This window comes from Variovorax sp. P5_A3 (genome assembly GCF_056400665.1).
The window spans coordinates 167,440-187,683 of the sequence record NZ_JBFUKW010000010.1 but is presented as its reverse complement, the minus strand read 5'-3'; the positions used below and the strand labels follow the sequence as shown (position 1 = coordinate 187,683).

Sequence of the window (20,244 nt, the reverse complement as noted above, 5' to 3'; positions counted from 1 at the left end):
TGCAACCTTTGAGGGAATGTGAATGACATCGACGGATCGACTGGCGGCCTGGATCGCCGAAGAGGACGCCATCAACGAGCGCCTCGATGCGGGGCCCGGCCCTGGCGTCGCCCGCCCCGAACAGGTCGCCGGCAAGACCGGCCTCGAACTGATGGAGATGATGCTGCGCGCCGAGATTCCCTATGCGGCCATCGCCAAGACGCTGAGCTTCCAGATCATCGAAGTCGGGCCCGGAAAGGCGGTCTTCCAAGGCACGCCGCGCGCGGAACACCTGAATCCAATGGGCGGCATCCATGGCGGCTGGTTCGCCACCCTGCTCGACTCCGCCCTGGGCTGCGCGATCCACACCATGATGCCCGCGGGCCGTGGCTACACGACCGCCGAACTGAGCGTGAACCTGGTCAAAGGTCTCACCATCAAGGTGCCGCGCGTGCGCGCCGAGGGCAAGGTGATCCATTGCGGGCGACAACTTGCGACGGCCGAGGCCCGGCTGGTCGGCGCCGACGGCACCCTCTACGCCCACGCGACGACGACCTGCCTGGTGTTCGAGATGCCGAATCGCTGACGCTCCGGGGCGTGCAATTGCCCCGATCTTGTAGGTGCATTGCCCAAGCAGGCATTCGCGCCAGTGAAAATCATTCTCATTGGCGCACACGTTGCGCCGATGCTTTCAATTCACTGCCGGGAGAAGGACCATGCATCAACACCTCAGCGCGCCTGCTCGCGCGATCAGCGCCCTGGGCTGCGTCGCCGCCGCGATGCTCGCCTTCAGCGCGCCTGCCCATTCGGCGACCGAAGAACTCACCCTCTACACCACGCGCGAACCCGGCCTGATCCAGCCGCTGATTTCGGCGTTCAGCGCCCAGAGCGGCGTCAAGGTCAACACCGTGTTCGTGAAGGACGGCCTCCTCGAGCGCGTGAAGGCCGAGGGCGCCCGCTCGCCGGCCGACGTCCTGATGACCGTCGACATCGGCAACCTCATGGATCTGGTGGAAGGCGGCGTCACCCAGCCGGTGAAATCGGCGACGCTCGATTCAGCCATCCCGTCCAACCTGCGCGGCGCGGACGGCCATTGGTATGCGCTGTCGATGCGTGCGCGCGTGCTCTATGCCGACAAGAGCCTGCCGATCACTTCGTTCCGATACGAAGACCTCGCGGACCCAAAGTACAAGGGCAAGGTCTGCATCCGTGCGGGCCAGCACCCCTACAACACGGCGCTCGTCTCGGCGATGATCGCGCACGACGGCGAAGCCAAGACCGAACAATGGCTGCGCGGCGTCAAGTCCAACCTGGCGCGCAAGGCCACGGGCGGCGATCGCGATGTGGCGCGCGACATCCTCGGCGGCATCTGCGACGTGGGCCTCGCGAACTCCTATTACGTGGGCCAGATGAAGGGATCCAAGGAGGGCACCGACGCGCGCAAGTGGGGGGATGCCATCAAGGTGATCAAGCCGACCTTCGCCAACGCGAAGAGCGGCGGCACGCACGTCAACATCAGCGGCGCCGCGGTCGCGAAGAACGCGCCGCAACGGGCCAACGCGGTCAAGTTGGTCGAGTTCCTGGTGTCGGAGCCGGCGCAGGCGCTGTACGCCGAGATCAACTACGAATACCCGGTGCGCAAGGGCGTTGCGCTGGATTCGATCACCGCATCCAGCATCGGTGAATTGAAGGTCGACCCGCTGCCGGTGGCGGAGATCGCCAAATACCGCAAGCAGGCCAGCGCATTGGTCGACAAGGTCGCCTTCGATCAGTGACGCATCTGCGGCATCTGCGAATTGTCGGCGCCGTCTGGCGGATCGCGTCGATGGCCATCGCCCTCGGCGTCCTTGCGCCGGTCCTGAGCCTCGCCTGGCTCGCGGTGGGCTCAGGCCTGTCGCACTGGTCTCATCTTGCCCAGCACGTGCTTCCGCAGGCCGCGCTCAACACGGCGCTGCTGCTGTCCGGCGTCGGCGTGCTGGTTCTGGTGATCGGCACGGGGTGCGCGTGGCTGGTCACGGCGTGCGACTTTCCGGGTCGCAGCGTGCTGCACTGGGCCTTGCTGCTGCCGCTGGCCATGCCGACGTACATCGTCGCCTTCGCCTATCTCGACCTGCTGCATCCGATCGGCCCGGTGCAGGGCGCGATCCGCTGGGCGCTGGGCTTCGACAGCCCCCGCCAGTTCCGGCTGCCCGACCTGCGCTCGATGCCCGGCGCGATCTTCGTGCTGGGCTTCGTTCTCTATCCGTACGTCTACATGACGGCGCGCGCCATGTTCATGACCCAACCCGCCCACCTGATGGAAGCGGCCCGCACGCTCGGTGCCAGCCGCGCGGGTGCCTTCTTCCGTGTCGCGCTGCCGCAGGCCCGCCCCGCCCTGGCCGTGGGACTGAGCCTCGCGCTGCTGGAGACGCTCAACGACATCGGCGCCTCCGAATTCCTCGGCATCCAGACGCTCACCGTCGCGGTCTACACGACCTGGATCACGCGTTCCGATCTGGCGGGCGCTGCACAGATCGCGTGTGCCATGCTGTTCGTGGTGGTGGCGCTCGTGCTGCTCGAACGCAACGGCCGGCGACACCAGCGATTCGGATCGGCCCAGCGCATGCGCGCGATCCGGCCCCGCCGGCTGCACGGTGCGTCGGCCTGGGCGGCCACTGCCGCCGCCGCATTGCCCGTCCTGCTGGGCTTCGTGGCTCCTGCCCTCTACCTCGCCTGGGAAACGACCAAGCGACTGCGCATGGGCGGCGGCATTTCTTCAAGCCTGATCGCGAGTCTCGGCAACACGATCGGGCTGGCTGCCGGCGTGACCGTGGTCACCGTCGCCGCAGGGCTCGTCGTCGCCTGGGCAGTTCGCAACCAGGGCTCGATGGGCAACGGCGCACGCTGGCAGGCGCGCGCCGCCGTCCTGGGCTACGCGGTGCCAGGGACCGTGCTCGCGATCGGCTTGCTGACGCCGGCTCTCGCCTTCGATGGCGCCCTGGGCTCATTGATCGGCCATCCCGGCCTGCCGCTGATGAGCGCGGGCATCGTGGTCGTCATCGGCTGTGCGATACGCTTTCTCGCGATGCCGGTCGGCGGCATCGAGGCCGGGCTGGCGCGCATTCCGCCTGCGCTCGAACAGGCCTCGCGCCTGCTCGGCGAGACCGCGAGCGGTACGCTGCGCCGCGTGCACCTGCCGCTGCTTCGACCGGCCATTGCCGCGGGCGCGCTGCTCGTCTTCGTCGACGCCATGAAGGAACTGCCAGCAACCCTGCTCCTGAGGCCTGCGAACTTCGACACCCTCGCCACCTTGCTTTACGGGGAAGCGGCACGCGGCACCTATGAAGAAGGCGCCATCGCGGCGCTCGCGATCGTTCTGGTGGGACTGCTGCCCGTCGTGCTGCTCGCCCGCAACGGCCTCGGCGCGCGGGCGGAGGTTGCCTTATGAGCGCGGCGCTCCAACTCGATGACGTGCGCCTCGCGTACGAAGGCACGCGCGGCCTGCACACGGTCGTCGACAGCTTTTCGCTTTCGCTCGAGGCAGGGGACATCGCCTGCCTGCTCGGCCCTTCCGGCTGCGGCAAGACGACGGTGCTGCGCGCCATCGCCGGCTTCGAGCCGGTTCGCGCAGGCACGATCCGGCTCGGCGACAGCCTGCTCTCCTCGGCCACGACGCACGTGCAGCCCGAGCGTCGACGCGTCGGAATGATGTTCCAGGAATACGCCCTGTTTCCCCATCTCACAGCCGCCCGGAACGTGGCCTTTGGCTTGCGACGGTTGGCACGCGAGGCGCAAAGGCAGCGCGTCGCCGCCATGCTCGCGCTGGTCGGTTTGGCCGATGCCGGCGAACGCCATCCGCATGAACTCTCCGGCGGCCAGCAGCAACGCATTGCGCTGGCCCGCGCGCTCGCGCCGGAACCGGCGCTGCTGCTGCTCGATGAGCCGTTTTCGAACCTGGACGCCGCGACGCGCGAACGACTGACGGCCGAAGTGCGCGACATCCTCAAGGCCGCGGGCCAGACTGCCGTCCTCGTCACGCACAACGAGGCCGAGGCCCACGCCATGGCCGATCAGGTCGGTGTCATGCACGACGGACGTCTCGCGCACTGGGCTGCAAGCGTGCGCCCGGCGCGCGACAATGGGTGAACGATCACTCTTCGCCCCCACGACATGCGACTCCTTCACACCATGCTGCGCGTTGGCAATCTCCAGCGCTCCATCGATTTCTACACCCAGGTGCTGGGCATGCAACTGCTGCGCACGTCCGAGAACCCCGAGTACAAGTACAGCCTCGCCTTCGTCGGCTACGAGGGCAATCCGGCCCAGGCCGAGATCGAGCTGACCTACAACTGGGGCACCGAAAGCTACGAACTGGGCACCGCCTACGGCCACATCGCGCTCGGGGTGCCCGATGCGTATGCGGCCTGCGAGAAGATCAAGTCGGCCGGTGGCAACGTCACGCGCGAAGCGGGGCCGGTCAAGGGCGGCACGACGGTGATTGCGTTCGTGACCGATCCCGATGGCTACAAGATCGAGTTGATCCAGCGCGCGGAAGGCGCCGGCGGCGGCGGATTGCGCTGAGGGTCTCGGCTCAACAGCCGAGCAGATCCGCCAGCACCCCGATGTCGCGCGCATGCAGCGTGTTGTCGGGATTCGGCGAGACATCCTTCGGACGCGCGGGCCCGAATTCGTTCGGGCGCTCGATGTAGCCAGTGCGCAGACCGCAGCCTCGCGCGGCGGCGAGATCGTCATGATGAGCGGCGGCCAGCATCACCTGGTTCGGCGTCACGTCGAACACCGCGGCGACGCCAAGATAGGTGCGCGGATCGGGCTTGTACGCCTTGAACACCTCGGCCGACAGCACGCAATCCCATGGCAGACCCGCGCCCTTTGCCATCTCGGTGAGCAGCCCGATGTTGCCGTTAGAGAGGGTGCAGATGATGTACTTGCGCTTCAGCCGCGCCAGCCCCTCGACCGAATCCGGCCACGCCGGCAGGCGATGCCACGCCTTGTTGAGCTCGCGCTTGCGCGCCGAGTCCAGATCGATCACGCCGAAGTCGCGCAGCACGCCTTCGAGGATGCCCATGTGCAATTCGTCGAGCAGCGTGAAGCCGCCCTCGCCTGCCGCGAGGCGTTCCATCACGCCCTTCATCGCAGGCTGGTATCCCGCGCGCCATGCCAGCGCGAAGGCGCCGCCGTCGATGCCCGGCAGGATACGTTCGGCCTCGGCGGCAATGCCGGCGTACCAGTCGACCACCGTGCCGAAGACGTCGAAGGCAATGACCTTCAGGTCACTGCCGTCCAGCACCGCGCTCATCGTGCGAGCTGGCTCGCCTCTCGCGCGAGCGCTTCGATGCGGGTCCAGTCGCCGGCCGCGATGGCGTCGGTCGGCACGATCCACGAGCCGCCCACGCAGGCGACGTTGGACAGCGCCAGGAACTCGTGCGCATTGCCCGCGTGGATGCCGCCGGTCGGGCAGAACTTCACGTCGCCGAAAGGCCCTTGCCAGGCCTTGAGCATCGCGAGGCCGCCGGCCTGCACCGCGGGGAAGAACTTGAGCTCGGTCAGGCCGTCTTCCTGCGCCATCATGACTTCGCTGCCGGTCGCCACGCCGGGCAGCAACGGCAGGCCGAGATCATGGCAGGCCTTGCCGACGGCGCGCGTGTAGCCGGGGCTGACGCCGAACTTCGCGCCGGCCAGCGCCGAAGCCTGTGCATCGGCCGCGCTGCGGATCGTGCCTGCGCCGGCGACGGCTTCGGGCACTTCCTTGGCGATGGCCTCGATGCATTCGAGCGCCTCGCGCGTGCGCAGCGTGACCTCGAGCATGCGGATGCCGCCTGCGACCAGCGCCCGTGCCAGCGGCACCGCATCCTTCACGTCGTGCAGGACGATGACCGGAATCACCGGGGCGTCGCGCATCACGTCGAGCGCGGAGATCGAATCTTTCACAGCCATGTGCAGGCTCCTTCTTCGGCAGTCAATGCATTGCGGCGCATGCCGGCAAACAGGTCGCGGCCCAGGCCGTGACCGTTGGCGGTGCGCAGTTCTTCGGGCAGGGTCGCCGTTTCGCGCGCGGCCCATTCGTCTTCGGGCAGCAGCACGGTGAGTGTGCCTGCGATAGCGTCGAGGCGGATCAGGTCGCCGTCGCGCACCTTCGCCAGCGGCCCGCCGGCCGCAGCTTCGGGCGACACATGGATGGCGGCCGGAACCTTGCCCGAAGCGCCGCTCATGCGCCCGTCGGTGACCAGCGCCACGCGGAAGCCCTTGCCCTGCAGCACCGACAGCGGCGGCGTGAGCTTGTGCAGCTCGGGCATGCCGTTGGCCTGCGGACCTTGCCAGCGCACCACGCAGACCACGTCGCGTTCGAGTTCGCCGGCGGTGAACGCCTGCTGCAAGGCAGCCTGCGACTCAAATACGCGGGCGGGCGCCTCAACCACATGCCGGTCGTCCGGCACCGATGACACCTTGATGACGCTGCGGCCGAGGTTGCCGCTCAGCAGCTTCAGGCCGCCAGTGGCGCTGAAAGGCGTCGACACGGGCCGCGCGACAGCATCGTTCTTCGACGGCGCGGCCACGTGCCACTGGAGCACGTGTTCATCGGACGGCGCGCCCGTCAAGGTCGGAATGTTCGCGAACTCGCGAATGCCGCCGGCGCGAACGCTGAGCACGTCCTCATGCATCAGCCCGGCGTCGAGCAGTTCGCCGATCACGAAGCCGGGGCCGCCCGAAGCCTGGAATTCGTTGACGTCGGCGCTGCCGTTGGGATAGACCCGCGTGAGCAACGGCACCACTTCCGACAACTCGGAGAAATCGTTCCAGTCGATGAGGATGCCCGCGGCGCGCGCCACGGCAACCCAGTGGATCAGGTGATTCGTCGAACCGCCGGTCGCCAGCAGTGCGGCCATGGCATTGACGATCACGCGCTCGTCGACCATTTCGCCAATCGGCGGCACGGCGTACGCGGCATCGGAGGCGCGCCCCAGCACGGTGCGCACCGCCTCGCGCGTGAGCGCCTCGCGCATCGAATCGCCGGGCTGGATGAAGGCCGTGCCCGGCACATGCAGGCCCATCGCTTCGAGCAGCATCTGGTTGCTGTTCGCGGTGCCGTAGAACGTGCAGGTGCCCTGCCCGTGATAGGCCTGCATTTCCGCATCGAGCAGGCCCTGCCGGCCCACGAGGCCCTGCGCCGCCTGCTCGCGCACCTTGGACTTCGCGCTGTTCGACAGGCCCGAAGGCATCGGCCCGGCGGGCACGAACACCGTCGGCAGGTGCCCGAAATGCAATGCGCCGATGAGCAGCCCCGGCACGATCTTGTCGCATACGCCGAGCAGCAAGGCGGCGTCGAACATGTCGTGCGTGAGCGAGACCGCCGTGCTCATCGCGATGACGTCGCGGCTGAACAGGCTCAGTTCCATGCCGGGCGTGCCCTGCGTCACGCCGTCGCACATCGCTGGCACGCCACCGGCCACCTGTGCGGTCGCGCCAAGGCGGCGCGCCTCGTGCTTGACGATGTCCGGATAGCCCTGGTATGGCGCATGGGCCGAAAGCATGTCGTTGTAGGCGGTGACGATGCCGATGTTGGGCGCGCGTTCGCTCACCACCCTGAACTTGTCGTTGGCCGGAATGCCTGCGACCGCGTGCGCCACGTTGGCGCAGCCCATGCGGTCGGAACCGCGATCGCGGTTGCGGGTTTCGGTCAGACGCTGGAGATAGGCGCTTCGGAGCGTTCGGCTGCGCACGCGGATACGCTCGGTGACGTCGCGGACTGTGGGGTGTGTAGTCATGGGGTGGGTCGCTCTGCCGGAAAGCCGCCATGTGACGACGGCTCGGAAGTACATGGTATCAAGTCGAAATGAAAAAGCCCGGTCAGGCCGGGCTTTTTCACTCACGCGCGCAGTGCGGTATCAATCCACCAATTTGACTTCGACGCGGCGCGCTTCGGCGTTGTTGCCCGAACCGGCAGTCACTTCCGGCTTCTTCATCTCGACCTTATCCGCCGGAACACCCAGACCCGTGAGCACGTCGCGCACCATCTCGGCGCGCTTCTTGGCGAGTTGCTCATTGATGGCCGGATCGCCGGTCGTGTCATGGAAGCCCGAGACGACCGCCTTGTGGCCGCTCTCGACACCCTTGATCACGGCAGCCAGTGCCTCGGCGGCGCCCGGTGCCAGGTCGGCACTGGCCGTGGCGAAGTAGAAATTGACGATACCGCCCACGACGCGGATGCTCGCGCCGTCCGGAATGACGATCGCCACGGTTTCCGTCACGACGGCGATGGTGGTCCTCGGCGCCGCGGCCGCTGCCACCGGCTGAGCCGATGCGCCGGCCACATGGCTCTTGTGGTACAGCACGATCCCGATCACGAGGAAGATCACCAGCGCGATCAGGCCCATGACGAAAGCGAGGATGAAGTTCTGCTGACTCTCGTCGTCTACTGTGGCGGACATGGGGGGGTCTCCGTAGTTGAGGGGTCGGTAAATAATGGTGCGGTGAACCATGACCGCCAAATTGTAGGCGTCGCCCCTCCGGCTGCGGGCGACCCCGGTCCGCCTGGCCTGGACCCCATGCCCAAGCCCCTGCGCGACCCCAAGCCGATGCTCGACCGCGTGATCGCCGAATGGGGCGGGCACGAGGATCTCTGGCTCTTCGGCTACGGCTCGCTGATCTGGCGGCCTGACTTCGGCTTCGTCGAACGGCATCCCGCGCGGGTCCATGGCTGGCATCGCGCGCTGAAGATGTGGAGCCGGGTCAACCGCGGCACGGTCGAAAACCCCGGGCTGGTGTTCGGCCTGTTGTCGGGCGGCAGTTGTCGCGGGATGGTGTTCCGCGTGCCCGCGGCGGACGCCCTCGAAACCCTCGGCCGCCTCTGGCTGCGCGAGATGCCCACCGGCGTCTACGACCCCAAGTGGCTCGAATGCGTGACGCCGCATTCCACCGTGCGCGCGCTGGCCTTCACGCTGTCGCGGCGAAGCCCCAATTTCACCGGCGAACTGAGCGACGATCGCTACCGGCAGATCTTCGAGAGCGCGGTGGGCCGCTACGGCAGCTCGCTGGACTATGCGCAGCAGACCTTGCTGGAACTCAAGCGCCACGCCATTCACGACGCGGCACTGGCGCGGCTCTGCAAGCTCGCGGAATCCCGGATGTCGGTATCGGCGCAGACCGACAGCGGAGCGCCGCACGCTCCGGTATACCCTCCTCCATCGGTATCCGATTCCACATCCAAGGAGTAGCCATGCCCCGTCGCTTCATCGCCCCTGCGGCAGTCCTCTTCGCGGCCAGTGTTCTCGCCGCGTGCGGCACCATGGGATCCGGCGCGGGCGTCACGGCCAATCTGGCACCCACCGGCGCGATCTCGCCGAACCCGACCATGGGCAAGGTGACTTTCAAGGCGCTGGAACATGGCGTGCGGGTCGAAGGCGAAGTGCGCGGCCTGGCACCGGGCACGGAACACGGCTTCCATGTCCACGAAAAAGGCGATTGCGGCGACAACGGCAATGCGTCCGGCGGCCATTTCAATCCTTCCGGCGGCACGCACGGCAAGTTCGCCGCGCCCGGCAGCCATGCGGGCGAACTGCCAAGCCTGGTGGCCGACTCGAGCGGCGTCGCACGCTTCAGCGTCGATGTGCACGTCATTTCGCTGACCGAAGGCGCCTCCAACAACGTGGTCGGACGCGCGCTGGTGGTGCACCGCGACCGTGACGACTACACCTCGCAACCGGCCGGCAACTCCGGCCCGCGCATCGCCTGCGCGGTGATCACGCGCGGCTGAGCCGCTCCCGCATCAGCGCCTCGGCGCGCGCAAGTTCCTCGGGCGTGTCGATGTCAGTCACGATGCCGACGTCGTCGACCTCCACCTCGACGACCTGCCGCGCGTCTCTCAACGCCCGGAGGACCGGCGCCGCACCCTGGTTGCCGGACAGCGCTGCGAGTTGCGGCCCGCAACTCGCAGCGAAGCCGACGGGGTGCCCTCTCGCGCCGCGGTAGTGCGGCTGGGCGGCCATTGCCGGGTCGACCAGCGCACGCGCCACAGCCTGCAAGGTGGCCGGCTGCACCAGCGGCAGGTCGGCCGGAAGAATGAGCCAGCCTCCCGCATCGGACGTGGCACGCACAGCAGCCGCGATGGAGTCGCCCATACCTGGATGGCCCACATCCTCCAGGCGCCACGGCAGACCGCTGGCGCGCACGGCAGCCAGCGTGTGCGCGAGCACGGTCGCTCCGGCCAGCGGAGCCTGAAGCTTGTGGCCGACCCCGCCGGCGGCGCGGAAGCGCTCGCCGCGGCCCGAGGCGAGCACGATGACGATGGGCGACAGGGGCGTGGGCGCACTGGACATGGTGCGCAGTATCTCCGCTTCGCATGCGCAACAATGGCGTCATGATGAGTTCCCCCAACGAAGCGCTGGCCGCGCTGCGCAAGAGCTACGAGCGCGCCGAGCTCGACGAAGCCAGCAGCGCCGCCGATCCGCTGCAGCAGTTCGAGCGCTGGCTCGCCGAAGCCATCGACGCGAAACTGCCCGAGCCCAATGCGATGACGCTGGCCACCGTCGGCGGCGACCTGCGGCCTTCCACACGCATCGTGCTGATCAAGGGCTACGACGCGCGCGGCATCGTCTGGTACACCAACTACAACAGCCGCAAGGGCCAGGACCTCGCGGGCAATCCGTGGGCGGCCCTCCAGTTCCACTGGGTCGAGTTGGAGCGCGTGGTGCGCATCGAAGGCCGCGTCGACAGAGTCGATGACGCCGAAAGCGACGCGTACTTCGCAAGCCGCCCTCTCGACTCACGCATCGGCGCCTGGGCCAGTCCGCAGAGCGAGGTGATCAGCGGACGCGACGTGCTGCTGAAGAACGCCGCGGTCCATGCGGCGAAGCACCTGCTCTCGCCACCGCGCCCGCCGCATTGGGGCGGCTTGCGGCTGGTGCCCGATCGCTGGGAGTTCTGGCAGGGACGCAAGAGCCGCTTGCACGACCGACTTCGCTATCGCCAGGAAGACGGCGAATGGGTCCGCGAGCGGCTCGCGCCCTGAGTCGGTCGCTGGCACGTCTACCCCAAGGAGGGGACTCGCGCGAAAATTGGGTCGCCACGCGGAAGGATTCGCGGCCACAATCCGCCTCATCCTTGGATCAGGAGAGTGAAGGTGATGCAGGCCCTGGAGCTCACCGCGGACCGCGCCGTCGGGTGGTCGGTCGCGGCTGACCGAAAGAAGGCCCTTCAAAGCAAGGCGCGTTGGACGGTCTTCGGGTTGTCGATCGCGGGCGCGCTGTTCGCCGCATTGGCCAGCCAGTTTCCTGAAGACATGCCCGGCTCGTATCGCCGAGCGATCGTCGCTGCGCTGGCGGCCGGGCTCCTGGCCTTCGCGACCCTCATCACCAGTCGCTTCCTCGGGCAGGAGAAGACCCGGGGCTGGGTGCTGGCCCGGGCCACCTCGGAGGCACTCAAGCGCGAAGCCTTCCGCTTCGCCGCGCAGGCAGCTCCCTACGACGGAGCCGATGCCTCGAAGAGGCTCACAGAGGAGCGCACCAAGATCGAGGCCGCCGCCGAGAAGGCCGGCGCACCCGCGGACGACCCGGGGCGCAAGGGGTCGTCGCCGCGCGTCCTGTTGTCGCCTGAAGACTATCTCCAGAAGCGGGTCGTCAGTCAGGCCACGGACTACTATCGGAAGAATGCCGCGAAGTACGCCAAGACTTCGAAGTTGCTCCGGCGCGGCGAACTCGTCCTCTCCGCCGCGGCCACGCTCATCACGGTGTACGCCGGCGCCTTCGGCAAGACCTTCGTCGCGACCGGCGGCATCACCTTCGACTGGGCCGCGCTGACGGCGGTGCTCACGACCGTCACGGGCCTGATCCTCGCGCACATCGAATCGTCGCGGCTCGATCACCTCGTCGACACCTACCTCGCAACCGCGAGGCGGCTCGAAGACCGGACGCTGGAATTCGATGAGGCCAAGGCCGACCCGAGCATCTGGTCCGCCTTCGTCAACCGCTGCGAGGACATCATCGCGGCGGAGAACACCTCATGGGTTGCCAAATGGGCCGAGGACAAGCCGTAGTCCGGCCCCAAGCGCGAATGACCGGGACGGATGAACTCCTCAACCCGTACAGCGTCGGCGGCTCGCTGGGCGATCCGCGCGGCTTCGGCTTTTTCGGGCGCGAGGACGTCTTCGAGTTCGTGCTCCAGTCGCTCCAGACGGTGCGGCGCGCGCCCGTGGTGTTGTACGGGCAGCGGCGGATCGGCAAGTCGTCGGTGCTGCGGCAGTTGCCCCGGCATCTGCCGAGGGGTACTGTCAGCGTCTTCTTCGATCTCCAAGGCCAAGCTGCGCTGCCGCTGGACACCGTCCTCTACGGGCTGGCGCGCGAGATCGCCCCCGCCTGCGGATTGACGCGGCCCGGCCGCGAAGAGATCGATTCCGACAGCTTCCCCGAATTCCTGCAGCGGGCCTACGCGGCACTGGGTTCGCCGAGGCGGCTGGTGCTGCTCTTCGACGAATTCGACGTCGTCGACGGTGGCGCCGCGACCAATGCCGCCGAATCCACCTTCCTGGGCTATCTCGCCAAGCTCATCGACATGGACCCGCAGCTCGGCATCGTGATGGTGATCGGCCGCAAGGTCTCCGAATTGTCGGAAGAGTTCGTCGGCGCGATCCTGCGAAACGCGGTGCAGCACCGGCTGGTGAGGCTGACACGACCTCAGTCCGATGCGCTCGCGGTGCAACTCGGCGCCAACGCGCTGGCTTTCGACGAAGCGGCTCTCTCCAAGCTCTATGCGTGGGCCGCGGGCCACCCCTACTGCACGCAGCTCCTGTGCAACGTTCTCTGGCAGCGGCGCATTCGCAACGCCGTCTCCCTGCCAGTCGCCGTCACGCAAGTCGATGTCGAAGCAGCCGTGGCGCCGGCGATCGAATACGGCACGAGCGGCCTGAACTGGATCTACGACGGCCTCGACGCGCCGGCGCACCGCCTGTTCCTGGCCGCGCTGGCCGAGTTGCAGGGCGAGCACCACGGCCGCTCGGCGAGCATGAGCGAGATCGAGAAGCGTCTCTTCAGCCAGGGCGCGCCGATCGACGCGATGGAACTGCGCACGTCGCCGGCGCGGCTTGCGAACTGGGACGTGGTAGACGGCACCTCGGCGGGCTACCGCTTCGCGGTCCCGATGGTCGGCGTCTGGATTCGCGCCAACCGCCCGCTGGTCGAGCTCGAGGCCCAGGCCCGGCTTGCCAATCCACGGGCGTGGCGGCTGTACGAGTTGGCGGTGACCAGCCAGGAAGCCGGCCAGCAGGCCGAGGCGATCGACCTGTACGAGCAGGCCGTGTCGGCCAACCCGGCGCTGATCGAAGGCTTCCTCGGCCTCGGCGTGCATTACCGGCTGCGCGGCAAGCCCGGCGACCTGGACAAGGCGATCGCCGCCTTCGAACGGGCGCTCGACCTCGATCCGGCCGGGCCGCGCACCGGGCTGCTCGAAGCGCTGGTGGAGAAGATCGAGCGCAGCGGCCACGACGACGACGCCCTCGTCAAGGCCTTCAGGCGCATCGTCGAACTCGACGCCGACAGCGCGGAGGCCGCGCACGCACGGCGCCGGCTCGATCATCTGGCGCGGATCAGGATGCCGATCCCGGACCGTCACGCCGAAGCGGAGCGCCTGTTCGAGGCCCTCGACGACAAGGAGGGGCTGCGCGCCATCGAAGATGCCAGGACGACGCTGGCGCCAAGGCGCACCGTCGAGGGCGTCGCGGCACTCGTGGTGCTGCTGGGTTTCTCCCTTGCCCCATTGCTCTTGATCGACCCCATTGCCAAGCACTGGCCCGCGTCCGACGCCAGTCTGCTCTGGCTCCGGCGGGGCTTCGTGGCCGCGGGCGTCGGCGCGTTTCCGGTGTTGGTGAAAGTGTTGACCGTGCGGAGCATCAGCCTCCTCGCGCTGATCTCTCTGGCCTGCGCGGCCGTCACGCTGATCGCCTCGGCATTCGACATCAACCTGTTGCTGTGCGCATTCGGCGGCTTCGTGCTTGCGGCGCTCCTGACCGAAACGCTACTCCCCGGCCCGAAGCCGTCCGACGAGCTCGCGTCGCCCTCGCTGGAGTCCAAGGATGATCCGCCGATGGCCAGCCTGGCGCTGCGCGCTGCGTCCTGGCTGCAGCGCTATGCGCTCCGTGTCGAGGAGAAAGAGCGATGAGCCTGACGGATCTGCCTGCTGACGATGCCCCGCTGCTGCCGGATTGCTTTCATGGCCGCAGGAACGAACTCGACGTGGTGTGTGGCCGCCTGCGACAGGCGGAACTGCTGAGCAGCCAGGTGATCGGCGGGCCGTGCTGCGGCAAGACGTCCCTGCTGCGCTATCTCACCAGCGACCATGCCGGCGAGACGCTGGGCAGCGCCCGTCACCTGATCCGGGTCTACGTCGATGCGCCGCCGCTCGGCGCCGAGTCGGTGCCGGTCGACTTCTGGATCCATGCTTTTCGCGAACTCCGGACCACCGAGAGCGCCAAGGCCGTGATGGCAGCGCGGCCGGAGATCGGCCAGGCGCTCACCCATGCCCTGGAACGTGCCACGAAAGGACAACTCGATCTGTTCGACCTGCAGGATGTCTTCGACAGCTTCGCGGTCGCCGGATACCCGGTGATACTGCTGGTCGACGAGTTCGACACTGTGATCGCCAACGACCGCTATCTGCCCCCGGCGGAGTTCTTCAACCAAGTGCGCAATCTGTGCAACCGCATGCCCCGGGGGCTGGCCTTCGTCGCCTCGGCCTCGCGCCCGCTGTCCGACGTCGGCGGCGTTGCGGCCGGGCCCTCGCCACCGTACAACCACTTCCTGACGGTGCCGATGGAGCCGCTGGGCGAGGAAGACGTGCGCCTGCTGGTCGACCGGCTCGCCGCCCGTGCGGCCGTCACCGTCGCGAGCGATGCCTGGCGGTTGCTGGCGAAGGTATCGGAAGGCCAGCCGATGGTGGCCAGCCGCCTGACGCGCAAGCTCATCGAGGCCTCGGCCGAAGGACGCGCCTTCGGGCTGGCCGAGTGTCAAAGCCTCGTCGAAGATCCTGACGGCCCGGTGGCGCAGCTCACGCGATCCATCCTGACGATGATGAACGCGGTCGAACGGCAGGCGCTAACGACCGCCGTCGAGAAACCAAAGACGCTCACCGACGCCCAGCGCCACCTGCTGTATCGACTGCGCAAGTACGCGCTCCTGCCGCTGGGCGTCGATCACAAGGAGCTGTCTTGAATCCGCTCCAGCAGAGCCTGCGTGCATCGCTGCAGCACTCCATCGCCCAGTACGCCAGCAAAGAGTCGCTGGCACGCGGCAGCCCGGCGACCTTGCGCATTTCCGTGCAGGCCACGGAGGCCGCGCAGTGGCAGGACGGCGTTGTCGCACTGATGCGGCCGGCGCCGAAGGGCTCGCATGACGCGCGCTGGGCGGCCGCCCGCCTGTCGCATGCAGTCTTCGTCGACCCGCCACCGAATGTGGAATTCGGTTATCCGCAAGTGCGGGTCTATTCGGCCGCCGTGCTCGCAGCGCTGGCCGCCGGTCATCCGGCCGCCACGCGCGCCGCGCTGGCGCTGCCGGGGCCGTACCATGGCCTCGACGAATCGGCATGCGTCGAGTACCTCTTGCTCGGCCTGCTCGATGCGCTGGCGGCTCCTCATCCGGCGCTGGAGGAGATCGTCCTGCTGGAGCCGCTGGACATCCGCCGCGTGCTCATCGCCGACAAGTTGCGTGAGCTGTTCCCCGACGCCACTGACGCATCCGCCTGGACCTTCGAATACTACCCCGCGAACGAAGCCAGCCAGCATGCAAGGGCGCCTTTCGAGCAGCGGCTGACGATCCAGGACACGCTCGCGGCCTTCATCGCGATGCCTTTCGCCAGCCGGATGTCGGACGTCTTTCACTACGGCATCCAGAAGCCCGCGCTGCGTTGCAAGTTCAGGCCGGAGCGGCTGGACTTTGAGCATTTCACCGGCTCCATCGTCGAGCAGATCAAGGAGCGCATCCAGCAGGCGCATCTCGTGATCGCCGACGTGACCGGCGGCAATCCGAATGTGTTCCTCGAAATCGGCTACGCGTGGGGCAAGGGCCGGCCGACGCTGCTCCTGCACGGCAAGGGACGAATGGCGGCAACGCGCGCAAAAAGCCGCCCGCCCTTCGACGTTGCCGCCGACAGCCGCATCGACTACGAAAGCATCGAGTCACTGGACAAGCAACTCACCGAAAAGCTGAAAGCGCTGCACGTCGACTTGCGCCGACGCGCAGCGCGCGAGGATTGACTGGCTACAGGCGATCCGCCAACGCCATCACCACCGACAGCGTGACCAGCGCCAGCGACGTCGACATCACCACGCTCGCCGTCACCAGTTCTTCCGCCGTGCGATAGCGCTGCGAGAACAGGAAGACGTTCGCGCCGATGGGCAGTGCCGCGGCCACGACCATCACGATCAGCGGCAACCCGCGCAGTCCCAGTGCCAGGCCGATGCCCATTGTCAGCAACGGATGGACCACGTTCTTGACCACGGCCTGCACCAGCGCGCCTCGCCAGTGCGCACCGACCGGCGTCAACGCAAGCGTGATGCCGACCATGACCAGCGCCACCGGACTGAAGGCACCGCCAAGCAAGGCGATCGGCGTGTCGATGGCCTCGGGCATACGGAGGCCTGTCTGGGCGAACAGCAGGCCCGCGATGATCGGCAGCGGCACCGGGTGGATGATCGCGTTGTAGAGCGCCCGGCCCACGGTGCGCATCATCGAGCGGCGCTCCTCCCCTGTCGTCGACGCGTGCTCGTGGGCCACCGCGAGTTCGAGGACCACGGTTGCGCTCGTCAGCAGCACCAACGAGTGCAGCGAAATCAGCGTGAGCAGCACGATGGTGCCGTCGGGACCGTAGGCGAGCCCGATCAGCGCGATGCCGATCATCACGGTATTGCTGTAGGTATTGGCCAGCGCAAGCACGGCGGCCGTCCGGTTGAAGCCGCGCCACAGCATGGTGACGGCGAAGATCAGCCCCGCAGCGATGAAGTACGCGGCGACCGGCCGCAGGCTCAATTGCTCCACATGGACCGTGCTCATCGACCGGAACAGGAGCGCGGGCGCGAGCAGCAGGAAGATCAGGTTCGACAAGTCCCGCACCGCCTTGCCGCCGACCCATCCCCGCCGCCCTGCCAGGTAGCCCGCGGCGATGAGCAGCACGACAGGCAGGAGCGAGGAAAGTACGGATGAATTCACCGCGGCGAGGATACATGGCGACCAGCTGCCGGCCGCCGCACGATGCCGGGGTGCGAGCCTAGACGGTGGGCAGCCGCTCGAACTGGTCGAGCCGATCGACAGGCGATCGCAGCGAGTTCACTTCGAGGCTGTCGACGACCGCCGACGGCACGCCGTTGCGCAGCCAGCCGCATATCTCGGCAAGCTGTTCGGGCGTGCCCTGCACCATGATTTCCACCGAACCGTCGGACCGGTTGCGGACCCAGCCCGTGATGCCGAGTGCGCGCGCGTGGCGCACGCAGGTCTCGCGGAAGCCGACGCCCTGCACGATCCCGCGTACGCGGGCCAACCGGCTTTCCACCGAACAGTCGTGATCTTCAGGGCGCATGGGCCGACTCCGCGAGTTCCACATTCCTTCGCTTCCGGAATCAAGTTGCAGTGCCAACGGCCCGATGGTCGCGCTCATGTCTTCCGGGCGAAAACGGTAGTTTCCCTCTGAAATGCTTTCGACCTACAGGGACTAGAACGACGCCCGCAAGCCCAGCTTCAGCGACCGCCCCGGCAACGGCGCATTGGGGTATACGGTCGTCGTCAGGATCGAGGTCGCGCTGTAGGCCAGCTGGTTGGTGATGTTGTCGATGCGCGCATACCAGGTGAGGTTGGCGCGCTGCACCCGCATCTTGTAGGTGAGCGAGGCGTTCCACAGCGTGAAGGCGTCGGTCGCGCGGTCGCCGAGCGGCGGCACGCGATCCTGTGCAGCGTTGTAGTCGAAGCCGAGACGTGCGATCCATGGCCCATTGCCATACGCAAGAGTTGCGCCTACGCGTGCGGGCGCGATGCGGGGCAGTGGCTGGTGGGTGTCCGTGTTGACCGCTCGCACGAGATCGCCGCGCCATTCGAGATCCAGCGTCGCGGCATCGTCGAGGCGCGAAAAGCCATCGGTGCCGAGCAGCCGCAGGTTGCCATTCGCCTCGATGCCGGTGAAACGCGCGCGCACGCCCCGGTAGACGTATTCCGCGAAGGTCTCGGGGAACAGCAAGCCTTCAGGCGTGTCGACCGGCGGCGGATCGACTTCGCCATCCACACTGCGCTCTCGCCCGGTCGCCGTGAGTCCGATGTAGTTGCTGAATCGTGTGTAGTAGGCGTTCACGCGGGCGGTGTTCGGACCAGACTTCCACTGGGCGCCAAAGTCCAGGCCCGTCGACTTTTCCTCCTTCAGGTCCGGATCACCGATCTCCCACGCCGCGGTCGCGACGTGCGGGCCGTTCGCGAACAGTTCGTAGTCCTTGGGTGCACGCTCGGTGTAGGCGAGGTTGGATGTGAGCTGCCATTGCAGCGTGAGGTTGACCAGAGCGCCGAATGCGGCACTGCTCGGGCTGAAGTTCCGCTGGCCCACGAAGAAACGCGTGACGGCCGGGTCATCCGGCAAGCCGAGCGACTGCACCTTGACCTGCTCGGTCCGGGCGCCGAAATTGAGCCGCCCCCACGAGGTGCCCAGGTCCTCGGTCACGAAGAGCGCGTTCGACCGCGTGCGGCTGTTCGGTGCGAATGCTTCCTCGCCCGCCGCAGAGAAGCGGCCGCTCTCGCTGGTGAAGCCGACGATGCCCTGGAGGTTGCCGATCGGCCGGTGGCGTGCTTCGAGCCGGAAATCGTTGCTGTCGTTGGTGAAGACCGTGCCGGGCTCGGGACCTTCGAACTCGGTGTGGCGGTACTCGGTGCGGCTCGCCTTCGCGTGCACGTTGGTGAAGAAGCCCCCCGGCTGCCACTCGCCCTCCAGCGCGTAGCGGTCGGACTTCATGCGGATGGTCACGTCGTCCTCGGCCACTGTGCCGTAGGTGCTGCCGTACGTGCTCATCGATGCGCCGAGCCATCCCTGGTCGAAGAACATCGTGCCGCCGACCGCGCCACCCTCCGCCTGATTGGCCGAGTTGCACAACTTGTAGGCGATGCCGGGCCGCTGCGGATTGGCGCAGGGGATCGCGATCGGCACCGAGGCGTCGTCCGAATCGCGCCGGAATGCATCGACGTGCAGCGCATAGCGGTTGTTGCCGCCTTCGAGCACCACGCCGCCGGCCTTCTCGCGGTTGCCGGTCGCGAAGCCCACGTCGGCCCGTCCGCCGAAGCCGTCGATCGGCTCGGTCGGGATGCGGTTGTCGATCACGTTGACCACGCCACCCACAGCGCTGCCGCCGTACTGCAGGGCGGACGGCCCGCGCAGCACTTCGAGTCGATCGGTGACGAGGACATCGACCGGCACCGCGTGGTCGTAGCTCAGCGCCGAAGCATCGGGCGCCGCACCGCCGTTCTGGAGGATGCGGATGCGGTCGCCGTCCTGGCCGCGGATAGTGGGCCGGCTGGCGTTCGGTCCGAAGTAGGTGCTGTTCACGCCCGGCACGCCGTTCAGTGTCTCGCCGAGCGTCGACTGGGACTTGAGAAGCAGCGCATCGTTCGACAGCGAGGTGGTCGGCGCGATCAGGTCGGCGGCGCCGAGCGGATTGCCGGTGACGGTGACTTCACGCAGGGTGGGGGGAGCATCCGCGCCGGATTGGCCCCAGGCGGCAGATGAAAGAAGGGAAAGCACGGCAACGCCCACGGCGCTGCGACGAAGGAAGGATCGCATCTTTGAACACTCGTTGAATCAATGGACAGCCGGCCGCGTCCCGCAAGGCGGGAGCAGCTCGGCAGCAAAGGGGATTCAGCGAGTAGGAGGCGGGCCGCGCGCGTCGAAGAGCGCGACCCATCGGGCGAGTGCCTCGCCCTCGAGCCAGGCGAAGGTGGCCGCCGGCAGCATGACCGGAAGGATCACCACCGGCACGCAAAGTGCGGCCGCGCCATGGGAAAACTGGTCGTACAGCCGGCAATCGGCGTCGGTGTGATTTCCGAACAGCGCGAAGAGACCGCCTTGCGCGTGGCGCGCGTCCGCGGTCTTCGCCGTGCTGCCTTCGTGAGCGGATGCTGTCGGTGCCAGTTCCGCCGAAGGATCATGCAAGGTGCGGTGCATGAAGCCGAGCGTCGTCGCGAGCCACAGCGCGAACGCCAGCGCACAAACGATGGCGCGGGTTCGGGTTCGACTGCGGTGGGCGGCGAGACGCATGGGGTC

21 protein-coding genes are annotated in these 20,244 nt (G+C 67.6%); 12 read left to right on the top strand and 9 right to left on the bottom strand.

Annotation, left to right across the window (positions count from 1 at the left end):
- Positions 1-22 precede the first annotated feature (22 nt).
- From AC1D3B_RS17760 to gloA, 5 genes are all read left to right on the top strand, one after another.
- Positions 23-565: a PaaI family thioesterase gene (locus AC1D3B_RS17760; protein WP_478191974.1), complete on the top strand. Its 543-nt coding sequence runs from the start codon at positions 23-25 to the stop codon at positions 563-565.
- Between the two features lie 130 nt (positions 566-695).
- Positions 696-1,754: a Fe(3+) ABC transporter substrate-binding protein gene (locus tag AC1D3B_RS17755; protein WP_478191973.1), complete on the top strand. Its 1,059-nt coding sequence runs from the start codon at positions 696-698 to the stop codon at positions 1,752-1,754.
- A gap of 50 nt (positions 1,755-1,804) precedes the next feature.
- Positions 1,805-3,406, top strand: a complete 1,602-nt coding sequence (locus AC1D3B_RS17750) for an ABC transporter permease (protein ID WP_478191972.1) — start codon at positions 1,805-1,807, stop codon at positions 3,404-3,406.
- Positions 3,403-4,104, top strand: coding sequence for an ABC transporter ATP-binding protein (locus tag AC1D3B_RS17745; RefSeq protein ID WP_478191971.1), 702 nt, complete (start codon positions 3,403-3,405; stop codon positions 4,102-4,104). Before AC1D3B_RS17750 ends, AC1D3B_RS17745 begins: the two co-directional genes overlap by 4 nt.
- A 24-nt stretch (positions 4,105-4,128) precedes the next feature.
- On the top strand, positions 4,129-4,539 hold the full coding sequence (gene gloA / locus AC1D3B_RS17740) for a lactoylglutathione lyase (protein ID WP_478191970.1): 411 nt from the start codon (positions 4,129-4,131) through the stop codon (positions 4,537-4,539).
- A 10-nt stretch (positions 4,540-4,549) separates the two neighbouring features.
- Here the strand turns inward: gloA and AC1D3B_RS17735 are convergent, their stop codons facing one another.
- From AC1D3B_RS17735 to AC1D3B_RS17720, 4 genes are all read right to left on the bottom strand, one after another.
- Positions 4,550-5,275 carry a haloacid dehalogenase type II gene (locus tag AC1D3B_RS17735; protein ID WP_478191969.1) on the bottom strand — a complete coding sequence of 242 codons (726 nt, stop codon included), beginning with the start codon at positions 5,273-5,275 and terminating at the stop codon, positions 4,550-4,552.
- The gene (eda, locus tag AC1D3B_RS17730) at positions 5,272-5,913 is read right to left on the bottom strand and encodes a bifunctional 4-hydroxy-2-oxoglutarate aldolase/2-dehydro-3-deoxy-phosphogluconate aldolase (protein ID WP_478191968.1); all 642 of its coding nucleotides are present in this window, start codon (positions 5,911-5,913) and stop codon (positions 5,272-5,274) included. The genes AC1D3B_RS17735 and eda overlap by 4 nt, the downstream gene beginning before the upstream one ends.
- The gene (gene edd / locus AC1D3B_RS17725; RefSeq protein ID WP_478191967.1) at positions 5,904-7,742 is read right to left on the bottom strand and encodes a phosphogluconate dehydratase; all 1,839 of its coding nucleotides are present in this window, start codon (positions 7,740-7,742) and stop codon (positions 5,904-5,906) included. Before edd ends, eda begins: the two co-directional genes overlap by 10 nt.
- A 120-nt stretch (positions 7,743-7,862) precedes the next feature.
- A complete protein-coding gene (locus tag AC1D3B_RS17720) occupies positions 7,863-8,405 on the bottom strand; it encodes an OmpA family protein (RefSeq protein ID WP_478191966.1) in 543 nt (180 codons plus the stop codon).
- 117 nt (positions 8,406-8,522) lie between these two features.
- On the opposite strand from AC1D3B_RS17720, the gene AC1D3B_RS17715 reads away from it, so the two are divergent.
- Positions 8,523-9,191: a gamma-glutamylcyclotransferase gene (locus AC1D3B_RS17715; protein WP_478191965.1), complete on the top strand. Its 669-nt coding sequence runs from the start codon at positions 8,523-8,525 to the stop codon at positions 9,189-9,191.
- 2 nt (positions 9,192-9,193) lie between these two features.
- Positions 9,194-9,730 carry a superoxide dismutase family protein gene (locus AC1D3B_RS17710; protein ID WP_478191964.1) on the top strand — a complete coding sequence of 179 codons (537 nt, stop codon included), beginning with the start codon at positions 9,194-9,196 and terminating at the stop codon, positions 9,728-9,730.
- On the opposite strand, the gene AC1D3B_RS17705 is transcribed toward AC1D3B_RS17710, so the two are convergent.
- Positions 9,717-10,292, bottom strand: a complete 576-nt coding sequence (locus tag AC1D3B_RS17705; protein ID WP_478191963.1) for a nucleotidyltransferase family protein — start codon at positions 10,290-10,292, stop codon at positions 9,717-9,719. The genes AC1D3B_RS17710 and AC1D3B_RS17705 overlap by 14 nt on opposite strands.
- Positions 10,293-10,315: 23 nt before the next feature.
- Between AC1D3B_RS17705 and pdxH the strand changes: the two genes are divergently transcribed.
- The 5 genes from pdxH (at position 10,316) to AC1D3B_RS17680 (ending at position 16,213) form a co-directional block, all read left to right on the top strand.
- Entirely contained in the window at positions 10,316-10,984 is a 669-nt protein-coding gene (gene pdxH / locus AC1D3B_RS17700; RefSeq protein WP_478191962.1) for a pyridoxamine 5'-phosphate oxidase, read from the top strand.
- Positions 10,985-11,098: 114 nt separating this feature from the next.
- Positions 11,099-12,007 carry a DUF4231 domain-containing protein gene (locus AC1D3B_RS17695; RefSeq protein WP_478192078.1) on the top strand — a complete coding sequence of 303 codons (909 nt, stop codon included), beginning with the start codon at positions 11,099-11,101 and terminating at the stop codon, positions 12,005-12,007.
- A 17-nt stretch (positions 12,008-12,024) separates the two neighbouring features.
- Complete coding sequence (locus AC1D3B_RS17690) at positions 12,025-14,124, top strand: AAA family ATPase (protein ID WP_478191961.1); 2,100 nt, start codon at positions 12,025-12,027, stop codon at positions 14,122-14,124.
- Positions 14,121-15,173: a hypothetical protein gene (locus tag AC1D3B_RS17685; protein ID WP_478191960.1), complete on the top strand. Its 1,053-nt coding sequence runs from the start codon at positions 14,121-14,123 to the stop codon at positions 15,171-15,173. The genes AC1D3B_RS17690 and AC1D3B_RS17685 overlap by 4 nt, the downstream gene beginning before the upstream one ends.
- A complete protein-coding gene (locus AC1D3B_RS17680) occupies positions 15,170-16,213 on the top strand; it encodes a hypothetical protein (protein ID WP_478191959.1) in 1,044 nt (347 codons plus the stop codon). The genes AC1D3B_RS17685 and AC1D3B_RS17680 overlap by 4 nt, the downstream gene beginning before the upstream one ends.
- A gap of 4 nt (positions 16,214-16,217) precedes the next feature.
- On the opposite strand, the gene AC1D3B_RS17675 is transcribed toward AC1D3B_RS17680, so the two are convergent.
- The 4 genes from AC1D3B_RS17675 to AC1D3B_RS17660 form a co-directional block, all read right to left on the bottom strand.
- Positions 16,218-17,165, bottom strand: coding sequence for an AEC family transporter (locus AC1D3B_RS17675; RefSeq protein WP_478191958.1), 948 nt, complete (start codon positions 17,163-17,165; stop codon positions 16,218-16,220).
- Between the two features lie 58 nt (positions 17,166-17,223).
- The gene (locus AC1D3B_RS17670) at positions 17,224-17,532 is read right to left on the bottom strand and encodes an acylphosphatase (protein ID WP_478191957.1); all 309 of its coding nucleotides are present in this window, start codon (positions 17,530-17,532) and stop codon (positions 17,224-17,226) included.
- A 132-nt stretch (positions 17,533-17,664) separates the two neighbouring features.
- A complete protein-coding gene (locus tag AC1D3B_RS17665) occupies positions 17,665-19,764 on the bottom strand; it encodes a TonB-dependent receptor (RefSeq protein WP_478191956.1) in 2,100 nt (699 codons plus the stop codon).
- A 75-nt stretch (positions 19,765-19,839) separates the two neighbouring features.
- The gene (locus AC1D3B_RS17660; RefSeq protein WP_478191955.1) at positions 19,840-20,238 is read right to left on the bottom strand and encodes a hypothetical protein; all 399 of its coding nucleotides are present in this window, start codon (positions 20,236-20,238) and stop codon (positions 19,840-19,842) included.
- Positions 20,239-20,244: the final 6 nt, after the last annotated feature.